This is a genomic window from Lonsdalea britannica (assembly GCF_003515985.1).
GTDB lineage: Bacteria > Pseudomonadota > Gammaproteobacteria > Enterobacterales > Enterobacteriaceae > Lonsdalea > Lonsdalea britannica.
This window is the reverse complement of sequence record NZ_CP023009.1, coordinates 2,204,354-2,223,520: the sequence shown is the minus strand read 5'-3', so window position 1 is coordinate 2,223,520 and position 19,167 is coordinate 2,204,354. Positions and strand designations below refer to the sequence as shown.

Annotated in this window: 15 protein-coding genes and 2 pseudogenes; 7 read left to right on the top strand and 10 right to left on the bottom strand. The window is 59.0% G+C overall.

All coding sequences use genetic code 11. The features are described from left to right. Positions 1–4: 4 nt before the first annotated feature. The 3 genes from CKQ53_RS10160 to CKQ53_RS18425 all read left to right on the top strand — a co-directional run bounded on the left by CKQ53_RS10160 (position 5) and on the right by CKQ53_RS18425 (position 2,806). Complete coding sequence (locus CKQ53_RS10160) at positions 5–982, top strand: fimbrial protein (protein WP_094117641.1); 978 nt, start codon at positions 5–7, stop codon at positions 980–982. Positions 983–1,441: 459 nt separating this feature from the next. Further along, the gene (locus CKQ53_RS10155; RefSeq protein WP_094117640.1) at positions 1,442–2,332 is read left to right on the top strand and encodes an EAL domain-containing protein; all 891 of its coding nucleotides are present in this window, start codon (positions 1,442–1,444) and stop codon (positions 2,330–2,332) included. Positions 2,333–2,557: 225 nt separating this feature from the next. Next, positions 2,558–2,806, top strand: a complete 249-nt coding sequence (locus tag CKQ53_RS18425) for a hypothetical protein (protein WP_139824011.1) — start codon at positions 2,558–2,560, stop codon at positions 2,804–2,806. A 5-nt stretch (positions 2,807–2,811) separates the two neighbouring features. Here the strand turns inward: CKQ53_RS18425 and ybbP are convergent. Continuing rightward, positions 2,812–5,243: pseudogene (gene ybbP, locus CKQ53_RS10150) on the bottom strand (putative ABC transporter permease subunit YbbP). Then, a complete protein-coding gene (ybbA, locus tag CKQ53_RS10145; RefSeq protein ID WP_085653687.1) occupies positions 5,240–5,926 on the bottom strand; it encodes a putative ABC transporter ATP-binding protein YbbA in 687 nt (228 codons plus the stop codon). The pseudogene ybbP and the gene ybbA overlap by 4 nt, the downstream one beginning before the upstream one ends. Here ybbA and tesA point away from each other — a divergent pair. The 3 genes from tesA to CKQ53_RS10130 all read left to right on the top strand — a co-directional run bounded on the left by tesA (position 5,894) and on the right by CKQ53_RS10130 (position 8,261). Further along, positions 5,894–6,532, top strand: a complete 639-nt coding sequence (gene tesA, locus CKQ53_RS10140) for a multifunctional acyl-CoA thioesterase I/protease I/lysophospholipase L1 (RefSeq protein ID WP_139824010.1) — start codon at positions 5,894–5,896, stop codon at positions 6,530–6,532. The two genes, ybbA and tesA, sit on opposite strands and share 33 nt — an antisense overlap. A 29-nt stretch (positions 6,533–6,561) precedes the next feature. Then, the gene (locus CKQ53_RS10135; RefSeq protein ID WP_094117638.1) at positions 6,562–7,338 is read left to right on the top strand and encodes an SDR family oxidoreductase; all 777 of its coding nucleotides are present in this window, start codon (positions 6,562–6,564) and stop codon (positions 7,336–7,338) included. 62 nt (positions 7,339–7,400) lie between these two features. Beyond that, positions 7,401–8,261, top strand: a complete 861-nt coding sequence (locus CKQ53_RS10130) for a co-chaperone YbbN (RefSeq protein ID WP_094117637.1) — start codon at positions 7,401–7,403, stop codon at positions 8,259–8,261. Between the two features lie 54 nt (positions 8,262–8,315). Here CKQ53_RS10130 and CKQ53_RS10125 read toward each other — a convergent pair whose 3' ends face one another. Continuing rightward, entirely contained in the window at positions 8,316–9,515 is a 1,200-nt protein-coding gene (locus tag CKQ53_RS10125; RefSeq protein ID WP_094117636.1) for a nicotinamide mononucleotide deamidase-related protein YfaY, read from the bottom strand. Between the two features lie 235 nt (positions 9,516–9,750). Beyond that, positions 9,751–10,290, bottom strand: a complete 540-nt coding sequence (locus tag CKQ53_RS10120; protein WP_085653681.1) for a YfaZ family outer membrane protein — start codon at positions 10,288–10,290, stop codon at positions 9,751–9,753. A gap of 275 nt (positions 10,291–10,565) precedes the next feature. On the opposite strand from CKQ53_RS10120, the gene katA reads away from it, so the two are divergent. Further along, positions 10,566–12,005, top strand: a complete 1,440-nt coding sequence (katA, locus tag CKQ53_RS10115) for a catalase KatA (RefSeq protein ID WP_026738886.1) — start codon at positions 10,566–10,568, stop codon at positions 12,003–12,005. Between the two features lie 54 nt (positions 12,006–12,059). On the opposite strand, the gene menE is transcribed toward katA, so the two are convergent. The 6 genes and pseudogenes from menE to menF form a co-directional block, all read right to left on the bottom strand. After that, the gene (gene menE / locus CKQ53_RS10110; RefSeq protein WP_118894957.1) at positions 12,060–13,439 is read right to left on the bottom strand and encodes an o-succinylbenzoate--CoA ligase; all 1,380 of its coding nucleotides are present in this window, start codon (positions 13,437–13,439) and stop codon (positions 12,060–12,062) included. After that, positions 13,427–14,395 carry an o-succinylbenzoate synthase gene (gene menC / locus CKQ53_RS10105; RefSeq protein WP_094117635.1) on the bottom strand — a complete coding sequence of 323 codons (969 nt, stop codon included), beginning with the start codon at positions 14,393–14,395 and terminating at the stop codon, positions 13,427–13,429. Before menC ends, menE begins: the two co-directional genes overlap by 13 nt. Then, positions 14,395–15,252 (bottom strand): 1,4-dihydroxy-2-naphthoyl-CoA synthase, encoded by an 858-nt coding sequence (gene menB / locus CKQ53_RS10100; protein ID WP_118894955.1) that lies wholly within the window; start codon positions 15,250–15,252, stop codon positions 14,395–14,397. The genes menC and menB overlap by 1 nt, the downstream gene beginning before the upstream one ends. 5 nt (positions 15,253–15,257) lie before the next feature. Beyond that, the gene (menH, locus tag CKQ53_RS10095; protein ID WP_094117733.1) at positions 15,258–16,028 is read right to left on the bottom strand and encodes a 2-succinyl-6-hydroxy-2,4-cyclohexadiene-1-carboxylate synthase; all 771 of its coding nucleotides are present in this window, start codon (positions 16,026–16,028) and stop codon (positions 15,258–15,260) included. Next, entirely contained in the window at positions 16,028–17,710 is a 1,683-nt protein-coding gene (gene menD / locus CKQ53_RS10090; protein WP_118894953.1) for a 2-succinyl-5-enolpyruvyl-6-hydroxy-3-cyclohexene-1-carboxylic-acid synthase, read from the bottom strand. Before menD ends, menH begins: the two co-directional genes overlap by 1 nt. A gap of 107 nt (positions 17,711–17,817) precedes the next feature. Then, a pseudogene (gene menF / locus CKQ53_RS10085) lies at positions 17,818–19,141 on the bottom strand (isochorismate synthase MenF). Positions 19,142–19,167 lie beyond the last annotated feature (26 nt).

The following is a 19,167-nucleotide window of genomic DNA, read 5'->3' as shown; positions in this document are numbered from 1 at the left end:
GAGCATGAAAATGAGCAAACGCACCAGAAATTCACACTGTAATTATCTAAGAAGCATATTGTTTTTAGTTTTCTTATTAACAGGATTCAATGCAACAGCGACGTCAACCAACGAGTTCTCACCATCGAGTAGTACAATTGCGCTGCCATCTTCACTTACACTCCCCGCTAATACGGCCGTAGGAAAAGTCGTCTATACCTCTGAGGCTGCGACAACCTCAATGACTTCGTCAGATACAGGCGACTATACCTTTACAACCCAGTGGGCGGGCGAATCCCCAACACGGTCTTCCTACGGTAACAACGTCTACGAGACAGGCATTGCCGGACTTGGGTTTCGTGTCAAAGGTGTATTCCGGACAAATCAGCCCAAAACGCTCACCATCTACTGGCCTGACAACAGTGATACAGTGACATTAACCGGGAGTACAACCCCGGCAGAGCAAGACGCCTACCTTGAATTGATTGTGACGTCTAATGATGTTGCCTCTGGGGAGTTTGATCTCAGCGCGATAATTGCCAACATGCACTTTGATGAAGTTGACTGGGCCGTGTCGTTCAGTGGCACAACAACCGTCACCGCGACGTCCTGCGAGGTGAATACTTACGACACGTCAGTTGATCTGGGAACGGCATACACCAAAAATCTGACGGAAGTCGGCACGACCGCTCAAACGACGGATTTCAGCATAAACATGACGTGTTCTGCGTCAACGTTGAAGCCATCAATCACCTTTTCAGGAACACCAGACAGTAACGTAAGCGCCGTTTTTTCCAACGACAGCGGCACGGCGACGGGCGTGGGCGTTCAACTGCTCTATGGTGATACCGTCATCACGCCGGATACTGTGCTTTCCCTAGGTAAGCCAACCTCGACCTCAGCCACGGATTACGATTTCAAAGCCCGGCTTTACCAGACTGCCAGCACGGTGACTGCGGGAAGCGTAGATACCACCGTGACTTTTACCGTGGATTACGAATAATCGCGAATGACAGAAACAGGTCAGCCTGTCACAAAGTTGCCGCTGACTAAAAAGGGACATAACGTCAGCCCAACACGGTGAAAGCTTCAACGGCCGGATTGCGCATATCAGGTGAAGTGATAAACCTAAAATCCCGCTGCATAACATGGCGTTAAACGCTTATCCGTTTAAAGAGATAGGGAGATCAAACGCTCAGTGCTCACCGGCGTCGACATCTAAACTTCATGCATTTTTTATCGTGGTCACGACATTAAAAATAAAAACAGTCAGCGGTGCCCGGCTATTTTCAGCACCGTCGCCTAGTGAGAGGGCTGCCTAATGATAACGGGCAGCCTCTCATTAATATCCTTCACGCGCTCGATGTCAGAAGACACCGCCATATTTAACCGGTCATGATGGATAAATAAAAATGGCACGTTCTGATGGCACCGGTGTTATATGACATAGAATAATGGATAAATGATGATTCCCGTTCAAACACCGTTGTATGCCATACTCAAATACTGGCTCAGGGATTTTATATTTTTATTACCCCTGTGCGTCCTTTTGGCGGTTTTATTTGTTGTTCTGATCCAACATCGGAAGCGCAGGAAAGCCAGCTTGCCTGAGAAGATAATGCAGGGAATAAACGACAACGAATTTTATATTTGCTATCAACCTATTCAAGATGTTGCGACGGGCATGTGTATGGGGGCTGAAGCACTACTGCGCTGGCGGCGGCCGGATGGCAAATGGATATCGCCTGACATTTTTATTGCTGCGGCTGAGGATGAAGATTTGATCATCCCCTTAACACATCATCTTTTCGAGAAAGTATTAAAGGACACCGATAGTTGGAAAATCACTAACGAATTCCATCTTGGCATTAATATCTCCTCTGCACACTTAGAGTCCCCGGACTTTGTTAATGATATTTTGAGCCTGCGTAAGATATTGAGACTCCGTGGAATAAAGCTCGTCATAGAAATTACGGAAAGAAATATTATCAAGAATGATGAACAAACAAAGCAGGTATTGACCTATTTACGTAAAATCGGGGTTATTATTGCCATTGATGATTTTGGCACAGGATATTGTTCACTGTCTTATTTGGAAACGCTCCCGCTAGATCATCTTAAAATAGACAAAAGCTTTATTGATGCCATAAAAACATCAGAGAGCAGAGCTCCTGTATTGAATATGATTATCAAACTGGCACAGGAATTAAATCTCAAAATCACCGCCGAAGGCGTGGAAACAAAATGTCAGGAAAATTATTTAAAAGCATCCGGCGTGGATTTTATGCAGGGATATTTGTATTCGTACCCAATGGATAGTGCGAATTTTGTACGATGGTTTCAAGAGCGGTAAGACTCGAAGCCATCTGATGATCAAAATGTTATCTTACTGCTGCATCGTTCGGCATAAATCGGGGCTATGGTACTCATTCATCATGAGTTAAGGGAAATAGATAAAACCACATAAGGATTGGCTAAAAAATATTCTGGAATGGGCACACCGTTTTCCTCGATAAAGGGGTCGTTTCCACCATCCTATTATCCATACCGGTGTATTCTGAAGGACGGGTATCGTTATTTGGAACAACAAGCGCACGTAGAAGAAAATAGCGCCCTCCTCATCACTCATCAAGGCTGGATAACGGCTGACGGCGAGCCAATTGAACGATCTCGCTCGTTGTTCCCATCACCACCCTCTACTGCCCACCAGATGGTGAATATTCAAGCACAATATCAGCAAAGCCCGAGCGCCCCGGTTCAAACCGCTACGCTCGGGCTTTCTTTTATCTGCTATCTGCGCCTTTTCGCGCGCTTTATGACGGCTTAAGGCCGTTAAGCCTCGTAGCGCCGGAACAACGCCCTTCCGCGCAGCAAACGCAATCCTAACCACCCTCCGCACAGGGACAGCAGCAGGGCACTCAGCGGGGGCAGACCGATCCATAACAGCCAGTTAGGCTCCCACGGGAAATCGAACACTTTGCGTTGCAGCATCCACAGCGCCGCTTCCGCGCCAAGCGCCGCCGCCAGTCCGGCGGCAAGCCCCATCACGGCAAACTCGCACCACAGCGTGGTGCGCAGCAGCCTTTTGCTGGCACCCAGCGTCCGGTAAACCATCAACTCCTGACGACGCTGCCCCATCCCGACCTGAATTTGCGCCAGCAACAGCAATACGCCACAGAAGATGACCAACACCACCATCACTTCCAGCGCGCGACTGACCTGTTGCAATACCTGCCCGACCTGCTTGAGGATCGTGCCGATATCCAGCACGCTTAGCGTCGGAAACTGCCGGTTAAGCTGGGTGATCACAGTGTCCTGTCCGACGTGTCGGAAGCTGGTCAGCCACGACTGCGGCTGATGCTCCAGCGCCCCCGGCGGGAAGATAAAGAAGAAGTTAGGCCGCAGGCTCTCCCAGTCCACCTGACGGAAGCTGGTGATTTTGGCGCTGAACGGCTGCGTGTCGCCGGTAAAGGTCAGCATGTCGCCCAGAGATACCCCGAGACGTTCCGCCACGCCCTGCTCTATCGACACCTCGCCCTGCTTCGGTGGCCACTGTCCGGACAACAACACATTATGCTGCGGCAGATCCGGCAGCCAGGTCAGATTCAGCTCGCGGTTTACCGTTCCGCCGCCAGGCGCATCTTCAGGGATCAGCTCAGTGGCAACGCGCCCGTTGATCTCCGTCAGTCGCGCCCGGACGATCGGATAAAAGAGAGCCGGCTGCACTTGATGTTGGATCATAAAATCTTTCACCGCAGGGATCTGATCGCCGGTGATATTCAGCACGAAATAGTTCGGACTGTCCGATGGCAACTGCTGCTGCCAGCGATCCAGTAAGTCGCCGCGTAACAGCAGCAACAGCGCCAGCAGCATAAACGAGAGCGCAAACGCCGCCAGTTGGCCGATGGTTGACCACGGCTGACGCAGGAGTCGGTTAATCGCAAGACGCAGGGATAACCGTTTTAACGTGAGACGTCGCAGTACCAGTAGGCTGCCCCAGCCAATCGTCCCCAACAGCAGCGCCAATACCACCATCCCCCGAGTAGCGACCACAACAGCGAACCGCCGCCGGACAGCACGAACAACAGACCAATTACGACCACCGCGACGGCGGGCAGGTAGTAGCGCAGCGGCCAGACGTTAGCCGTCACATCCCGTCGCAACACGCGCAACGGCTGGGTCGCCAGCAGAAGGCGATACGGACGAAGACCGACCAACAGCGAAATCAACACCAGCGTACCGAGCGCCCATGCCCAGGGCCAGAGTCCGGCGGGCGGCAGCGTAGCGGGCAGGACGGGGGCCAACGCTCGCATTAATACCGCCTCGAAGCCCAGCCCCAGCACACTTCCGCTCACGGCCGCCAGCGCCAGCACCGACAGCCACTGACCGACAATCAGACGTCGCAGCGCGCCACGACCGGCGCCTAACGTTTTCAGCACGGCGACCAGATCGTAACGCGTGCGGCAGTAATGACTCATCGCCACGGTGACTGCGGCGATGGCTAACAACAGCGTCAACAACGCGGACAGCAGCAGGAACTGCTGTGAGCGTTGGAGAGATTTGCTTAACGCGCCCGGCGAATCTTCCATGCCGTACCAGCGCTGATCGGCTTTCAGTTGAGGCTTAATCCAGTCGCCGTACTGCGCGATGGCCTGAGGCTCTCCCGCAAACATGTAGCGCCAGGTAATGCGGCCGCCGGGCTGAATCGCGCCGGTACTGGCGACATCGGCCATGTTCATCAGCACACGCGGCGCGGTTTCGAAGGGATTGAAGCCGTTGTCCGGCTCCTGAATCAGCTCGCCTGCGATGCGCAGCGTGGTATCGCCGATATCGAGTGGGTCTCCGACTCGCGCCCCCAACAGCGCCAGCAGCCGCGGGGCGACCAGAACCGTGCCGGGCGCGGCGCGCAGCTGCGCAGGCCGGGTCTGTAAATTCCCATACAGCGGATAGCGATCGTCGGTGGCTTTCACCTGCGCCAGCTGCGCATTTTCTCCGGCGTAGGTCATCGTCATAAACGACACTTGTCGGCTGACGGTGAGGCCGTCTTGCGCCGCCCGTTGCAGCACCGCTTCATCTACTGGCCGCGAGGCCCGCAAAACCCGATCGCCCGCCAGAAAGTCGCGACTCTGCTGGCTGAGTCCCTGCTCCATGCGATCGCTGATGGTGCCGAGCGCCAGCACGCAGGCCACGGCCAGCGTCAGCGCCAGCCAGACGATCAGTAGCGAAGGGGAACGCCATTCACGCCAAAACCAACGCCAGATCATGACTCCTCCCACAGTTTGCCGTCACGCAGACGCAAACGCCGCTCGCAGCGCGCGGCCAGCTGTTCGTCATGGGTAACCAGAATCAAGGTGGTGGCGTGGTCGCGGTTCATCGCGAACAGAAGGTCCACGATACGTTCGCCGGTCTGGCGATCGAGATTGCCGGTCGGCTCATCGGCAAACAATACTTTAGGGCGACCGCTGAACGCGCGCGCCAGCGCCACGCGCTGCTGTTCGCCGCCGGACAGCTGAGCAGGCAGATGCTGGAGACGCGCTCCCAGTCCGAGCTGCTGCAGTAATTGTTCGGCCTGTTGGCGGCTGTCGCGGTCGCTTTCCCCCCGCAGCAGCGCAGGTAACTGTACGTTTTCCAACGCGTTTAGCGTCGGCACCAGCATAAAGGATTGAAACACAAAGCCGACGTCGCGCGCCCGCAGCGCCGCACGCCCTTCTTCATCCAATCGGTTGAGCGGCTCGCCCAACAGCGCAACCTCCCCGCTGCTGCCGTCGTCCAGTCCGGCCAAGATCCCCAACAACGTCGACTTGCCCGACCCCGACTCGCCGATTAATGCCAGGGTCTGAGCAGGTTTGACAACCAGCTCAACTCCGGTAAGGATGGACAGCTCGTGTTCCCCTTGACCAACGTGTTTACTAAGATGATGAACTTCAAGAATGTTTTCCGCTGGCATTTTCTGGTCCTTTTACTGCTGGGAATAGTAAGTTTACGTGCTATCGCGGCGGATACGCTGCTGGTGCTGGGCGACAGTCTGAGCGCGGGCTATCGTATGTCGGCGACGCAGGCCTGGCCTGCCTTGCTGAATAGCCGCTGGCAGTCAGCCCCCGGCGGCGTGAACGTCGTCAACGCCAGTATCAGCGGCGATACCGCCGCGCAGGGGCTGTCCCGTGTTCCGGCTTTACTGCAACAGCACCGCCCGCGTTGGGTGCTGATCGAACTGGGCGGCAACGATGGCCTGCGCGGTTTCCCTCCGTCCAGTCTGGAACAGGATCTGACAAAAATCATCTCTCAGGTCAAAGAGGCCGGCGCGCAGCCGCTGCTGATGCAGATCCGACTGCCGACCAACTATGGCCGGCGTTATACTGAGACCTTTGCGGCCGTGTATCCGAAACTCGCCACGCAGTTCGCCATTCCGCTGCTGCCGTTTTTCATGGAGCAGGTCTATCTCAAACCCGAGTGGATGCAGGATGACGGCATCCATCCGAACCGCGACGCCCAGCCGTTTATCGCCGACTGGATGGCGCAAAAACTCGGCCCTCTAGTTAACCACGACTCTTGATATTCAGGGCTTTATAGTTAGGTAAAGTTATGCAAAAAGCGATTTTAATCACCGGCTGTTCCAGCGGTATCGGCCTGATCGCCGCACAGGATCTTAAGCAACGCGGCTACCGGGTTTTGGCCGCCTGCCGACGTGCGGAAGATGTGGAAAGAATGAACGCGCTGGGGCTGGAAGGCATCGAGCTGGATCTGGACGACAGCGACAGTGTGGATCGCGCCGCCGATCGCGTTATTTCGCTGACCGGCAACCGGTTGTTCGGTCTGTTCAACAACGCCGGTTACGGCGTTTACGGTCCGTTGAACACGATCTCCCGTCAGCAACTGGAACAACAATTTTCCAGCAATCTGTTCGGCACCCATCAACTGACGCAGCGACTGCTGCCCGCCATGCTCGCGCACGGCGAAGGGCGTATCATTCAGACCAGTTCCGTCATGGGGCTGGTGGTCACGCCGGGACGCGGCGCCTATGCCGCCAGCAAGTATGCGCTCGAGGCCTGGTCAGACGCGCTGCGTATGGAGCTGCACGGCAGCGGAATCCACGTGTCGTTGATAGAGCCGGGGCCGATTAGCACGCAGTTCTCCGCCAACGTGAACCAAACGCAGCACGATCGCCCCGTCACGAATCCCGGCATCGCCAAGCGATTCACCCTGACGCCAGAGGCGATATTGCCCAAACTGCGCCATGCTCTGGAGAGTCCGCGCCCCAAATTACGCTATCCGGTCACCTTGATGACCTATGCGCTGTCGATCCTTCGCCGCCTGCTTCCCGGACGCGCGCTCGACGGCTTATTACGCACTCGCTCCTGACAGGGGTTGAAGCAGAGGGAATTTGCCCCCATAACTCGCTGAAACGGATAAGAGAGAATCCCATGCTAGAACAACACGCCAACGTGATTGATATTAACGAAACGAATCTGCAGCAGGTGCTGGAACAGTCGATGACCGCTCCGGTGCTGATTTACTTCTGGTCGGAACGCAGCCCGCACTGTCAGGAGCTCAGCCCGGTACTGGACCGACTGGCCGCCGAATACGCAGGGCAATTCTTGCTGGCGAAAGTGGACTGCGATGCAGAACAACGCGTCGCCGCGCAATTCGGCCTGCGCGCGATCCCTACCGTCTATCTGTTCAAAGACGGTCAGCCGTTGGACGGTTTCCAGGGGCCTCAGCCGGAAGAAGCGATCCGCGAACTGCTGCAACGCGTTCTGCCCAAAGAGGAAGATCTCAAAACGGCAGAAGCCGAGCGTTTGATTCAGGACGGCCAACTGCAAGACGCCCTGCCGCTGTTGAAAGATGCCTGGCAGTTAGATAGCAAACGCAGCGACATCGCTCTGTTGCTGGCGGAAGTGCAAATCGAGCTGAATCGTGCGGAAGACGCCGAAGCCGTGCTGAGCACCATTCCGATTCAGGATCAGGACACCCGTTACCACGGTCTGATCGCGCAGATTGAACTGCTGAAACAGGCCGCCGATACCCCGGAAATCAAACAGCTGCAGCAGGAGCTGGACGCGGATCCGGACAATGCGGAGCTGGCCGTGAAACTGAGCCTGCAACTGCATCAGGTCGGCCGAAACGAAGAGGCGTTGGAATTGCTGATCGGCATGCTGAAAAAGGATCTGGCGGCCGCCAACGGCAGCGCGCGCAAAACGATGATGGACATCATGTCGGCGCTGGGCACCGGTGATGCGCTGGCCGCGCGCTATCGTCGCCAGCTTTACGCGCTGCTGTACTGATTACCGCACGTTTCGACGGGCCGCCCCGGCCCGTCGTCATTCTCGTGTTATCCCCTAGCAGGTTTCCACCGTTTCAATCCAGCCGTTACCCCCGTAGGGCGAGACGCCGCTCAACCAACGCCGCAACATATTCATCGCCGCCATCGCGACAATTTCCTGCTGCGTCGATAACGCGTAACGTGCCGCATTGAACTGCACGGTCTGAGCCAGCGTTTGCGAAGGCGTATGCAGCGCCAGAGACAAACGGCCGTCGTTCAGCTCACCCACCACCAGAGCCACCTGCGCCGAGACTCGCTGCGCCAGCTCACGCGCCTGATGCGACACCGTTGTTAATGGACTGGATGTCTTGTCGGAGGCCGTCAACAGCTCCCCGCCGGCCAACGGCACATCCGCGCCGCGTAGCTGCCAGTGCAGCAACCCGGCGGTAAACGCTTCGCCTATCGCCAATCGCAGTTGACGCTCAGACAGCGTCTGCGCCAGTTGCGCAGGCAGACCCGCGGTCCCCTCAAACACCGTACTGTCATCGACAATCTCCTTCACCTGTCGCCACAACGCCTGCATGGCATCCTGCTGCGATGCAGGGCCGGTCAATTTGATTTCGACGATAGGCACGGCGCAACGGTAACCCAGCACCACGGCCGGCGGCAGAGTGAGCGCCGCCAGCGCGCTCGCCAAATCGCTTTCACCACGCCCGAAGGTGGTCAGGCGCAGACAGAGCGGCGCTTCACCGAGCGAAAAACGCTGACGTAAACGCGGCATAATCTGCTGATCGACCATCACTTTGAACTCAGACGGCACGCCGGGCGTGAAAAATAACAGGCAGCGGTTCAGCTTCAGTGCAAAGCCGCAGGCGGTGCCGACCGGGTTGTCGAGCAGTTCCGCACCGTCCGGGATCAGCGCCTGCTTGCGATTCAACGCCGACATGGGACGCCCGCGATCGGCGAAGTAAGCCGTCATCTTCGCCAACCATGCCGAGTGCTCTACCAGCGATACTCCTGCCGCCGTCGCCGCGGCCAGCGAACTTAGATCGTCGCTGGTCGGCCCCAGTCCGCCGTTGACGATCAACACATCCGCGACATGACTACGTTCGGTCAACGCCGTCACCAACGCATCCAATTCATCGCCGACCGTCATGCGGCTGGTCATCGGCGCGCCTTGCTGAAACAGGTAATCCGCCAACCAGGCTGCATTGGTATCGACGATCTGGCCGTGCAGCACCTCATCGCCGGTGCAAAGCATCTCAACCCTAAGCATGTTTACTTTCTCCATTCGTGACTCGTCGGGCCTTCGTCTGTCTGGCGCCAGCGCACCTTATCTGGCAGGCGGTAATAACAGGACGTCGCCGACCGGCAACCTGCGGTCCAGCTCCTGTCGGCACGAGGTCATCACAATTTATGATACTGAGATAATAAAGGAATGACGCTGTGGGTAAACGTGGGATTGATGATTCAGATAAGAAGGCGCGGAAAACCGCGCCCTGTGGCAGGTATTAGAAACTCAGACCCGCGCCGAGGTAGACGCCGTCGGCAATTCTGCGATCGTCGTTGGACGATCCCATCGTGATGTAGCGATAGCCCACGTCCACGGAAAGCGGACGCAGCGGCTGCCAACGGACTCCGCCTTTCGCTTCAACGTAGTGATCCAGATGGCTGGTGAACGCCTCCGGCGAGTAGTAGCCTTCCCCGAACAGCGAGAGAGACGAGGTCAGCGGGAACTGCACGCCGCCGCCCACCGCCAAGCCGTAGCCGTCATCGCCGTGGTCGGGTTGCAGATAAACGCCTTTGACGCCCGCTTTGACCGCGGCTCGGCCCAGGCTGAAGCCGTAGTCCACCCCAAGAGTGTAGGCATCGTTGTTGTTGTCATTATCATGACCCCAGCCCGCATTGGCGGACAAACCCGGGAAGGGCAAGCCGATGCTGGCGCCGCCGCTCACATAGTCCTTCCCCGCTTCCGCCGAAATGCCGATAGCCTGAGCGCCTGCCGAGGCCAGCAAAAGTCCGCCGAGGCAGGCAGTCATCAATTTTTTCATCGTTATCGTCCTTAAATCAGGGGTGAGTGATATCAATTCGTGCCGGTCGCCGGCTACAAAGTCAATATAGACGTTACAAAACGCAATGATTCTACGTGATGTTTACTGCGCTGGGAGCCAGAATAAGGCTAAAAATGCGGGTTTCGCCTGACGAAATGCGACAAATTCGCATTTTTCAGCGCTGGCGATATCAATGATAAGCGTCGCCGATTTGCCTAATTAACGGCTCTGACTGATAGTTCTTAGCAGTCGAGTCAAACCGTAAGGAAGTAAACATGAGCAATGAAAAACAAAAGCTGACCACGGCCTCCGGCGCGCCGGTCGTCAGCAATAACAACGTAATGACCGCAGGCCCCCGAGGCCCGATGCTGCTGCAGGACGTTTGGTTCCTGGAAAAGCTGGCCCATTTTGACCGTGAAGTGATCCCTGAGCGACGCATGCACGCCAAAGGCTCCGGCGCTTACGGTACTTTCACCGTTACCCACGATATCACCCGCTATACCCGCGCTAAAATCTTCTCCGAAGTTGGCAAGCAGACAGACATGTTCCTGCGTTTCTCCACCGTCGCCGGTGAACGTGGCGGCGCCGACGCTGAGCGCGATATTCGTGGTTTCGCCATGAAATTCTACACCGAAGAAGGAAACTGGGATCTGGTCGGCAACAACACGCCGGTCTTCTACCTGCGCGACCCGCTGAAATTCCCGGACCTGAACCACGTGGTAAAACGCGATCCGCGTACTAACCTGCGTAACCCGGTCTACAAATGGGACTTCTTCTCCCAGTTGCCGGAAGCGCTGCACCAGCTGACTATCGACTTCAGCGACCGCGGCCTGCCGAAATCCTATCGCCACATCCACGGTTTCGGTAGCCATACCTACAGCTTTATCAACGCCGATAACGAACGTTTCTGGGTGAAATTCCACTTCCGTTGCCAGCAGGGCATCGAAAACCTGATGGACGACGAAGCGGAACAGCTGATCGGGAAAGACCGTGAAAGCTCCCAACGCGATTTGTTCGACGCCATCGACCGCGGCGACTTCCCGCGCTGGAATCTGCAAGTGCAGATCATGCCGGAAGCGGAAGCGTCTCAGGTGCCGTATAACCCGTTCGATCTGACCAAAGTCTGGCCGCACGGCGACTATCCGCTGATCGATGTCGGTTATTTCGAACTGAACCGCAACCCGGAAAACTACTTCGCCGAAGTGGAGCAGTCCGCTTTCAGCCCGGCGAACGTAGTGCCTGGCGTGAGCTTCTCTCCGGACAGAATGTTGCAGGGTCGTCTGTTCTCCTACGGCGATGCCGAACGTTACCGTCTGGGTGTCAACCACCACCAGATCCCGGTCAACAAACCGCGCTGCCCGTTCCATAGCTATCACCGTGACGGTGCGATGCGCGTGGACGGCAACAGCGGCAACGGCGCCACGTATGAACCGAACAGCTTCAACGTATTCCAGGAACAGCCTGACTTCAGCGAACCGCCGCTGTCGCTGGAAGGCGCGGCCGATCACTGGAACCACCGCGAAGACGACGATTACTTCAGCCAGCCACGCGCACTGTTCCAACTGTTGAGCGAAGAAGAACATCAGCGGATGTTCCAGCGTATCGCCGGCGAGCTGTCCCAGGTGCCGGAGTTCATTCAGGACCGTCAGATCGCGCTGTTCAACCTGGTTGATCCGGCCTACGGCGCGGGCGTCGCCAAAGCGCTGGGCCGTTAATTTCCCACCCGCGGACGGCGTGAGTCTTTCACGGACACGCCGCCCGCGGGTTCGTCAGTCGTGCCGCTGCCGCACCCAGGCCGCGACCTGCTGACGGGAAATTTTTATCCCGCCGTTTTTCAGTGTCCCGGGCAGAGAATAGAACGCCACGGGGCGCTGATATCCCGCCAGCTGTGGAGCGAGCCAGTCGCGAAGCATCGTCAGATCGCACTCCCCCGCGGTCTCTACCACCGCAACCGGGCGCTGCCCGAATTCCACATCATCCACCGGCACGACGCAGGCGAATTCAACTTCCGGATGCTGCAATAGCACCGCTTCCACGTCCTCCGGTTGAACGCCTTCCCCGCCGCTGAAGAACTGATTATCCAACCGTCCCATTATGCGCCACTCGCTGCCATCCCAGCAGCCGCGATCGCGGGTATGGAACCAGCCCTGCTCGTCGGCCAAAGGGTGTAGCGCGCCATCGCGCCAATAGCCGGACGCCAGACTGCTGCCTCGCAGCCAAATTTCCTCGTCCACGGCTTGAATCTGACGTCCGGCGAGCGGCATACCGACGCCGGGACGCCCGTCGGCGCGTTTGGCGCACACGGTGGAAGCCAACTCCGTCAGCCCGTAACCGCACCAGCAACGAATGCCGATGGCTTCGGCCTGTTGCGTCAGCGTCAACGGGATCATCGCGCCGCCCAGCAGCACCGAGGTCAGCGATGTCGGCACGTCGCCCTGCGCCAGCAGACGCCATAGCTGCGTTGGCACCAGCGAGGCATGCGTACAGCCCCGCAGCGCCACATCCAAAGGACGATCCGGCCGCACTACCAAACTGGCTCCCGCCGCCAGCCAACGCCAGACAATCCCTTGCCCGGAGACGTGAAATAGCGGTAAGGAGAGCAGCCAGCTGTCGCCCATCGAATAGGGCATCAGCCCGCGTACGCCCTCTGCGCTCGCCAGATGCGCAGCAAACGAATGCACCGCCGCCTTCGGCAGGCCGCTAGAACCGGAGGTCAGCGTCATCGTCGCTAGCCGCTCCGGATCCCATGCGGTGCGCGGTTGAGGATCTACGGCTTCGTCGTTCCCGGCGGAGAGAGGGACGATCGCATCAGGCCAAGGCGTCTCGCTGAAACACAGACCAAAGCGGATATCCAGCGAGGGCAGCAACACGTCCGTCTGCGTGGCGGGCAGTTGCGGATTGAGCGGCAGCAAGCGCGCGCCGCACTGCAATAGCGCCAGGTAGCTTAACAACATTTCGCTGCTATTACGCCCACGCAGAGCTACTCCGCTTCCCTCGGTGACGCCCTGACGGACGAACGCCGCAGAACGCTGTTCAACCTCAGCGGCCAACTTGCGCCAGTTCCAGTCTTCATCATCACGGATCAGCGCCGTCGCGTCGGGCTGATGTCGCGCCCAGTGCCGCCACGGCCAGTCGGCTACGACCGCCATAGTTCGTCCAACTGTTCAACGTTGAGCCGCGGCAATGGGCTGTCCGGCCAAGGCCGCAACACCTGCGCCTGCATCAGATCCAGCGTATCCAAACCGGGGATGACCTCTGGCGTGAGCCAGTGCGCCAATCGCGCCAGTTGGGTCAAACCAAGACTGGATTCAATGCTGGAGCTGATCACCGCCGTCAGGCCCGCCTCATGCGCCAGACGAACTAACTGTCGACAGCGATTCAGGCTGCCGGTCAGCGAGGGTTTGATGATAATAGCGCTGACTCCCGGTTCGGCTTCCACGCGGAAGTCCGGCTCACGCACACTCTCGTCCCACGCGATATTGATGCCGGTATCTCGCGCGAAGGCCCGCGATTCCTCGCGGGTTTTACACGGCTCTTCCAGAAAGGCGATACGGGATCGCACGGCCGGATCGACGTAGCGCGCAAAACCGTCGGCTTTGGCCCGCGTCCAGCTGCGGTTTGCATCCAGACGCAGGGAGAGCTGCGGCAAGGCATCCAGCAACAGGTTAACGATCATGCCGTCCCGCACGGCTTCGTACAGCCCGACTTTGACTTTCGCTACCGGATTCGGCAGCCCTTGCAGCATCGCGAACAGTTCGTCCGGATCGCCGCTGCACAGCGGCGCTTTGCGATAGTCGGCGTCCTGTGGCAGCGTTCCTGAAAGCTCCGCGTCGGCGAAGCTCAAACCGAAGTCGACCGATGGCACGCCGGTTTCTTCCAGCGCGTCGCCGTTCAGCCAGCGCAGCAACGACTCCCGTACGGCGGTCTCGGCATCGTCCAGCGTTTCGACACTGAACTGCGGCAGCGGAGCGATTTCGCCCCAACCGCACCGTTCGCCGTCGCATAACTGCACGATCAGCCCGTCACGGGTTTTGAGCCGCTGGTTGCGCAGCACCACGCCGGCATCCATCGGTACGCTGTAACGGTAGAGCGTCGCCCGACGCATTACGGATTCCGCCGGAATTTGCTGAAGTCAGGCTGGCGTTTTTCATTGAAGGCGTTGCGCCCTTCCTGCCCTTCGTCGGTCATATAGAACAGCATGGTGGCGTTGCCCGCCAGCTCCTGCAATCCCGCCTGACCGTCACAGTCGGCGTTGAGCGCGGCCTTCAGGCAGCGCAGCGCCATCGGGCTGTTCTGTAGCATTTCGCGGCACCAGCGCACCGTCTCTTTTTCCAGATCGGCCAGTGGAACGACGGTGTTAACCAGTCCCATGTCCAACGCCTGCTGCGCGTCGTACTGGCGGCACAGGAACCAGATTTCCCGCGCTTTTTTCTGACCGACGATGCGCGCCATGTAGGAGGCGCCCCAGCCGCCGTCGAAGGAGCCGACACGGGGACCGGTCTGACCGAAGATGGCATTTTCCGCCGCGATGGTGAGGTCGCACATCATATGCAGCACGTGGCCGCCGCCGATGGAATAACCCGCCACCATCGCTACCACCGGTTTCGGGCAGGTACGGATTTGACGCTGGAAGTCGAGCACGTTCAGGTGGTGAACGCCGCTGTCGTCCTGATAGCCGCCGTAGTCGCCGCGGACTTTTTGGTCTCCGCCGGAGCAGAACGCCTTGTCGCCCGCGCCGGTCAGGATAATCACGCCGATGCCGTCGTCGTGGCGCGCGTTGTCCAGCGCCTGAAGCATCTCTTTGACGGTCAGCGGACGAAAGGCATTACGAACCTGGGGGCGGTTGATGGTGATTTTAGCAATCCCGTCAGCCGATTTGTGGTAGAGAATATCGACAAAATCACCGCTGCAGTCGTGCCATTCGGTGGGGGCGTACAGCAGTTCTTCACTCGGATACAGCATAGGGTTTATTCCTTTACGGGATGGGAAATCAATGAACGGATCCGCGCCGCATAGCCGGACGGATTCTCCTGATGGGCATTATGGCCGCAGTCGGCCACGCTCAGCAGCGGCAGAGCAGCCTGCCGCGCCAGCGTCTGAAACTTGATGTCGCGCTCGCCGCACACATAGCCAAACGGCACCGACAGCTGCTGCAACGAGGCAGTCAGGCTCGGCTGACGAGATAATGAGGTGGCATTCAGCATGTTAGCCACCGCAGCGCCGTCGTTGTCACTGCGCCGCTGCACCAACGCCTGCCGCTGCGCGCGGGTGAGATTTGCGAAGACCGGCTGTCGATACCAGTCCGCCAGCACCTGTGCCAGCGGCTCCTCCGCAAAACGGCGCGCCCAGCGGGCATCATGCAGCGCCCGCGCCTCGCGCTCGTCCTCCGACGCCAATCCGGGATGCCCGCCTTCCACCAGCAAACCACGTAGCCCCGGGGTCTCGCCGTGACAGGCATGGAACATGGCGATACGGCCGCCCAGCGAATAGCCCAGCAGCCAGTAGTCATGGATGCCCTCCTCCGCCAACAGCGCGGTGAGTTGGCGACTGACGTCGTCAAAGCTATCGGCGGACTGATGGCGAGAGTCGCCGTGACCCGGCAGATCGACCAGCAACACGGGACGATCGTTGAGAAAAGGAAGGATGGGTTGCCAGTCTTCGCCGCTGCCCAGCAGACCGTGGAGCAAAACCAGCCACGGCTGTCCCGGCTCACCCTGTTGAACACGGCGGGCGTGCATCACCATGTGGCGACCTCGGCCAGAAGCTGTTGCAGGCACTCCGCGCCCGCCTTCGGCGATACCGACACCTCCAGCAGTGTCGTCGCCGTCTGTTTAAACCCGTCGGATGCGGCGTCGACGACCTCACGCCAGTTCGTCGCCCGGGCGTAGCGCAAGCCGAATAAGGCGGCAGCGTGGCTGAACTCCACCTGCTGCGGCATACAATAGAATGTTTCCCGCGCCTGCTCGGGCGTCGGCAATAAAGAGAAAATCTGGCCGCCGTTGTTATTCACCACGATCAGTACCAGGGACGCAGGGGGATGACGCAGAAGCGCCAGCGCATTGACGTCATACAGCGCGGACAAATCGCCAATCACCGCCAGCATGGGACGTGCGGTAGCGCGCTGCACGCCCGCCAGCGTGGAGACCAGACCGTCGATGCCGCTGGCGCCGCGATTGGCGTACACCGGATAGCCCGCGGGCAGCTGGGCCAATGCATCCACCAAGCGGATCGTCAGACTGTTGCCCAGAAAAAGCTGCCCCTCTTCCGGCAACAGCGCAGGCAACCGATGCGCCAGCTGCGCTTCGCCAAATCCTTCCGCCAGTCGGGCGGCCACCTGCGCGCCGACGCGTTCGACGCACGCGGGCAAGTCGGTGGCCCACGGTTGGGGCGCATTAGGTTCAGGAGGATGTGCGATCAGCCAGTCGGCGATGGGCGCGACCAGCCGACGTCCGCGATGATGAACCGGGTCCAGCCGACCGGGCAACGCGTCTACCAGCCAGTATTCCTGCGGCTGAATGGCCGCCTGCCACTGCAAGAGCCGCTTACCGGTCAAACCGGCGCCGAGCTGGACGACCATCTCGGCCTGCTGCAAACAATAGGCTTGCGGATGCGCCAGCCACAGATCCGCATGAGGCAAGGGCTGACCGGATTGGGAAAGCACATCGCCGATCAACGGCCAACCCAGCTGCTCGGCCCAGCGGGCGATAGCCTCCCCGCTTTCGGCCGGTACATGACCGACGATGACCACGCCGCGTTTACGACGCCACATCGACCAGTCAGGCTGCTCGGCGCAATGCCGCGCAGATTCCTCCGTCCGAAGCCACGGCGACGATTCACGCCACCACGATCCCAACGCCCGCAGCCAGATGGAGTAGGCCTCCGGGTCGTCCGGGCCGTAAAGCGGCTCGGCGAAAGGACAGTTGATATGCAGCGCGCCGTGCGTCAACCGCCCGACGACATCGTCAACGGCGGATACCAGCCAACGCGCCGGAATATCCGGGGTGGGCCTTGGCAGCGCCAGCGTATGCGTAGGATGAGAGGCGAACATGCCGGGTTGGCGAATGGCCTGATTCGCGCCGCAGTCGATCAGCTCCGGCGGCCGGTCGGCCGTGAGCACCACCAGCTTTTCACCGGTCAGACCGGCTTCAATGATCGCCGGATACAGGTTCGCCGCCGCCGTTCCCGACGTCACGATCACCGCCACCGTCTGCCCGGAGGCCTTTGCCAGTCCCAGCGCCAGATGCCCCAGCCCACGTTCATCGAAGTGGGTATGACAGGTTAGCGCCGGATGCTCCGCCGCCGCGAGCGTGAGCGGCGTCGAGCGAGAGCCGGGCGCGATGCAGACATGGCATACGCCATGCCGGGTCAGCGTTTCCAGCAGAACTGTCGCCCAGCGGCGATTAAATACATTAGTGGACATGGTCGACTCAACAACTCTGGTTGCGGGTTGTAGCAATAATTATATTTTGTTTTATATCGCCAACTTTGATGTAAACACTTAGCAGGCACAACAAACATAAAACAAAACTATGACATATCGCTGTCCAGCAGCGATTTCAGGCCCGCGGCCTTGTTTTCCAGTTCCTGCCATTCTTGCTGTGGATCCGAGCCGGCGACAATTCCCGCACCGGCATACAACGTCAGCCGATCCCTTTCGACATCCGCCGAACGCAACGAAACACAGAATTCCGACTGCTGACGTGACAGGTAACCGGCCGACCCGGCGTACCAGCCGCGGTCAAACGGTTCATAACAGGCCAGATAGTCTCGGGCGGCGGCGCGAGGCAGCCCCGCCACCGCTGCCGTCGGCTGCAACAGCTGCAAACAGGCGCGGTCTTTCGCGTCATACAGTTCGGCGCGGATCGCGCGGCGCAGATGTTGTACCTTGCGCAAACGGATCGTCTCCATCGGCAAGACGTCCAACGCCGTCGCGGCCTGAGACAAGCGCTGGCGGATGTCATCCACCACCAGCTGGTTCTCGTTCTGATTCTTGACGTCCTGCATCAGCCACTGCGCCAGTTCATCCGCACGCCGATCGTCCCGGTCGTTGGCGACGGTTCCCGCCAACGCTTCGGTCTCCAGGCGTTTTCCCTCCCGGCGATAGAGCCGCTCGGGCTGGAGCCCAGAAAGGCGCTCTCTGGCGTAAAAGCCAGCATGAAATGGTAGCAATGATGATTAGCCGTCCGGCTGGCGCTCATCAGGGTTGCCGCCGGCAGCGGGTGATCCAGCGTCAACCGGGTCATCCTCGCCAACACGACTTTTTCCAGCGCGCCGCCTTCGATTTCCGTCAATGCCTGTTGGACCAGGTCGGCCCATTGCGCTTTTTCGGGATGATGCGCTGTCAGCCTGACGGTGGCCGATAAGGGCGGCAAAGGACGTGCGGCCGATAGCTGACGCAACGCGCTTAAGGCAATCTCCGCATCCTGACGCAGCGAGATAGGGCTGAAGATATTGACCCGGAGTTGAACTCGCTCGCCCTGTCGCAGCAGCGTGATACGCGGTAAAAACAGGTAGCCGTCGAGCGGCTCCGCCTGAGCCAGCGTGGGGTAACCGAACGCATTCACCCCCACAGCCGCACATCGTCGTCGATGTCTTCACGCTGCAAAAAGGCTTCAGCTTCAGAGACGGAAGCGAAGGTGCACACAGCGCCGCACGCGGCAGCTTCTTCCGGCTCTCGCCGATGCTGCCAGTAAAACTGCGGATACAACGCCTGAGCGGCCAGCCAGGCCAACAGCGCTGCCGCGTCCGCACATTCCGCCGACAGCGTGAACGTGCGAAAGCCCGCGTTGTCTGGCAGCGGCGCACCCAGCGCCCGCTCCATACGCTGCAACAGGCCTGAAAGTTGCTTCACGTCGCCCCCGGAATCCTAACTGAAAG

What these genes read in the sequence shown, in the direction of transcription:
- CKQ53_RS10160 (WP_094117641.1), top strand. Translation starts at nt 5, where the DNA reads ATGAAAATGAGCAAACGCACCAGAAATTCACACTGTAATTATCTAAGA.
- CKQ53_RS10155 (WP_094117640.1), top strand. Translation starts at nt 1,442, where the DNA reads ATGATGATTCCCGTTCAAACACCGTTGTATGCCATACTCAAATACTGG.
- tesA (WP_139824010.1), top strand. Translation starts at nt 5,894, where the DNA reads ATGATGAACTTCAAGAATGTTTTCCGCTGGCATTTTCTGGTCCTTTTA.
- ybbA (WP_085653687.1), bottom strand. Translation starts at nt 5,926, where the DNA reads ATGCCAGCGGAAAACATTCTTGAAGTTCATCATCTTAGTAAACACGTT.
- CKQ53_RS10135 (WP_094117638.1), top strand. Translation starts at nt 6,562, where the DNA reads ATGCAAAAAGCGATTTTAATCACCGGCTGTTCCAGCGGTATCGGCCTG.
- CKQ53_RS10130 (WP_094117637.1), top strand. Translation starts at nt 7,401, where the DNA reads ATGCTAGAACAACACGCCAACGTGATTGATATTAACGAAACGAATCTG.
- CKQ53_RS10125 (WP_094117636.1), bottom strand. Translation starts at nt 9,515, where the DNA reads ATGCTTAGGGTTGAGATGCTTTGCACCGGCGATGAGGTGCTGCACGGC.
- CKQ53_RS10120 (WP_085653681.1), bottom strand. Translation starts at nt 10,290, where the DNA reads ATGAAAAAATTGATGACTGCCTGCCTCGGCGGACTTTTGCTGGCCTCG.
- katA (WP_026738886.1), top strand. Translation starts at nt 10,566, where the DNA reads ATGAGCAATGAAAAACAAAAGCTGACCACGGCCTCCGGCGCGCCGGTC.
- menE (WP_118894957.1), bottom strand. Translation starts at nt 13,439, where the DNA reads ATGGCGGTCGTAGCCGACTGGCCGTGGCGGCACTGGGCGCGACATCAG.
- menC (WP_094117635.1), bottom strand. Translation starts at nt 14,395, where the DNA reads ATGCGTCGGGCGACGCTCTACCGTTACAGCGTACCGATGGATGCCGGC.
- menB (WP_118894955.1), bottom strand. Translation starts at nt 15,252, where the DNA reads ATGCTGTATCCGAGTGAAGAACTGCTGTACGCCCCCACCGAATGGCAC.
- menH (WP_094117733.1), bottom strand. Translation starts at nt 16,028, where the DNA reads ATGCACGCCCGCCGTGTTCAACAGGGTGAGCCGGGACAGCCGTGGCTG.
- menD (WP_118894953.1), bottom strand. Translation starts at nt 17,710, where the DNA reads ATGTCCACTAATGTATTTAATCGCCGCTGGGCGACAGTTCTGCTGGAA.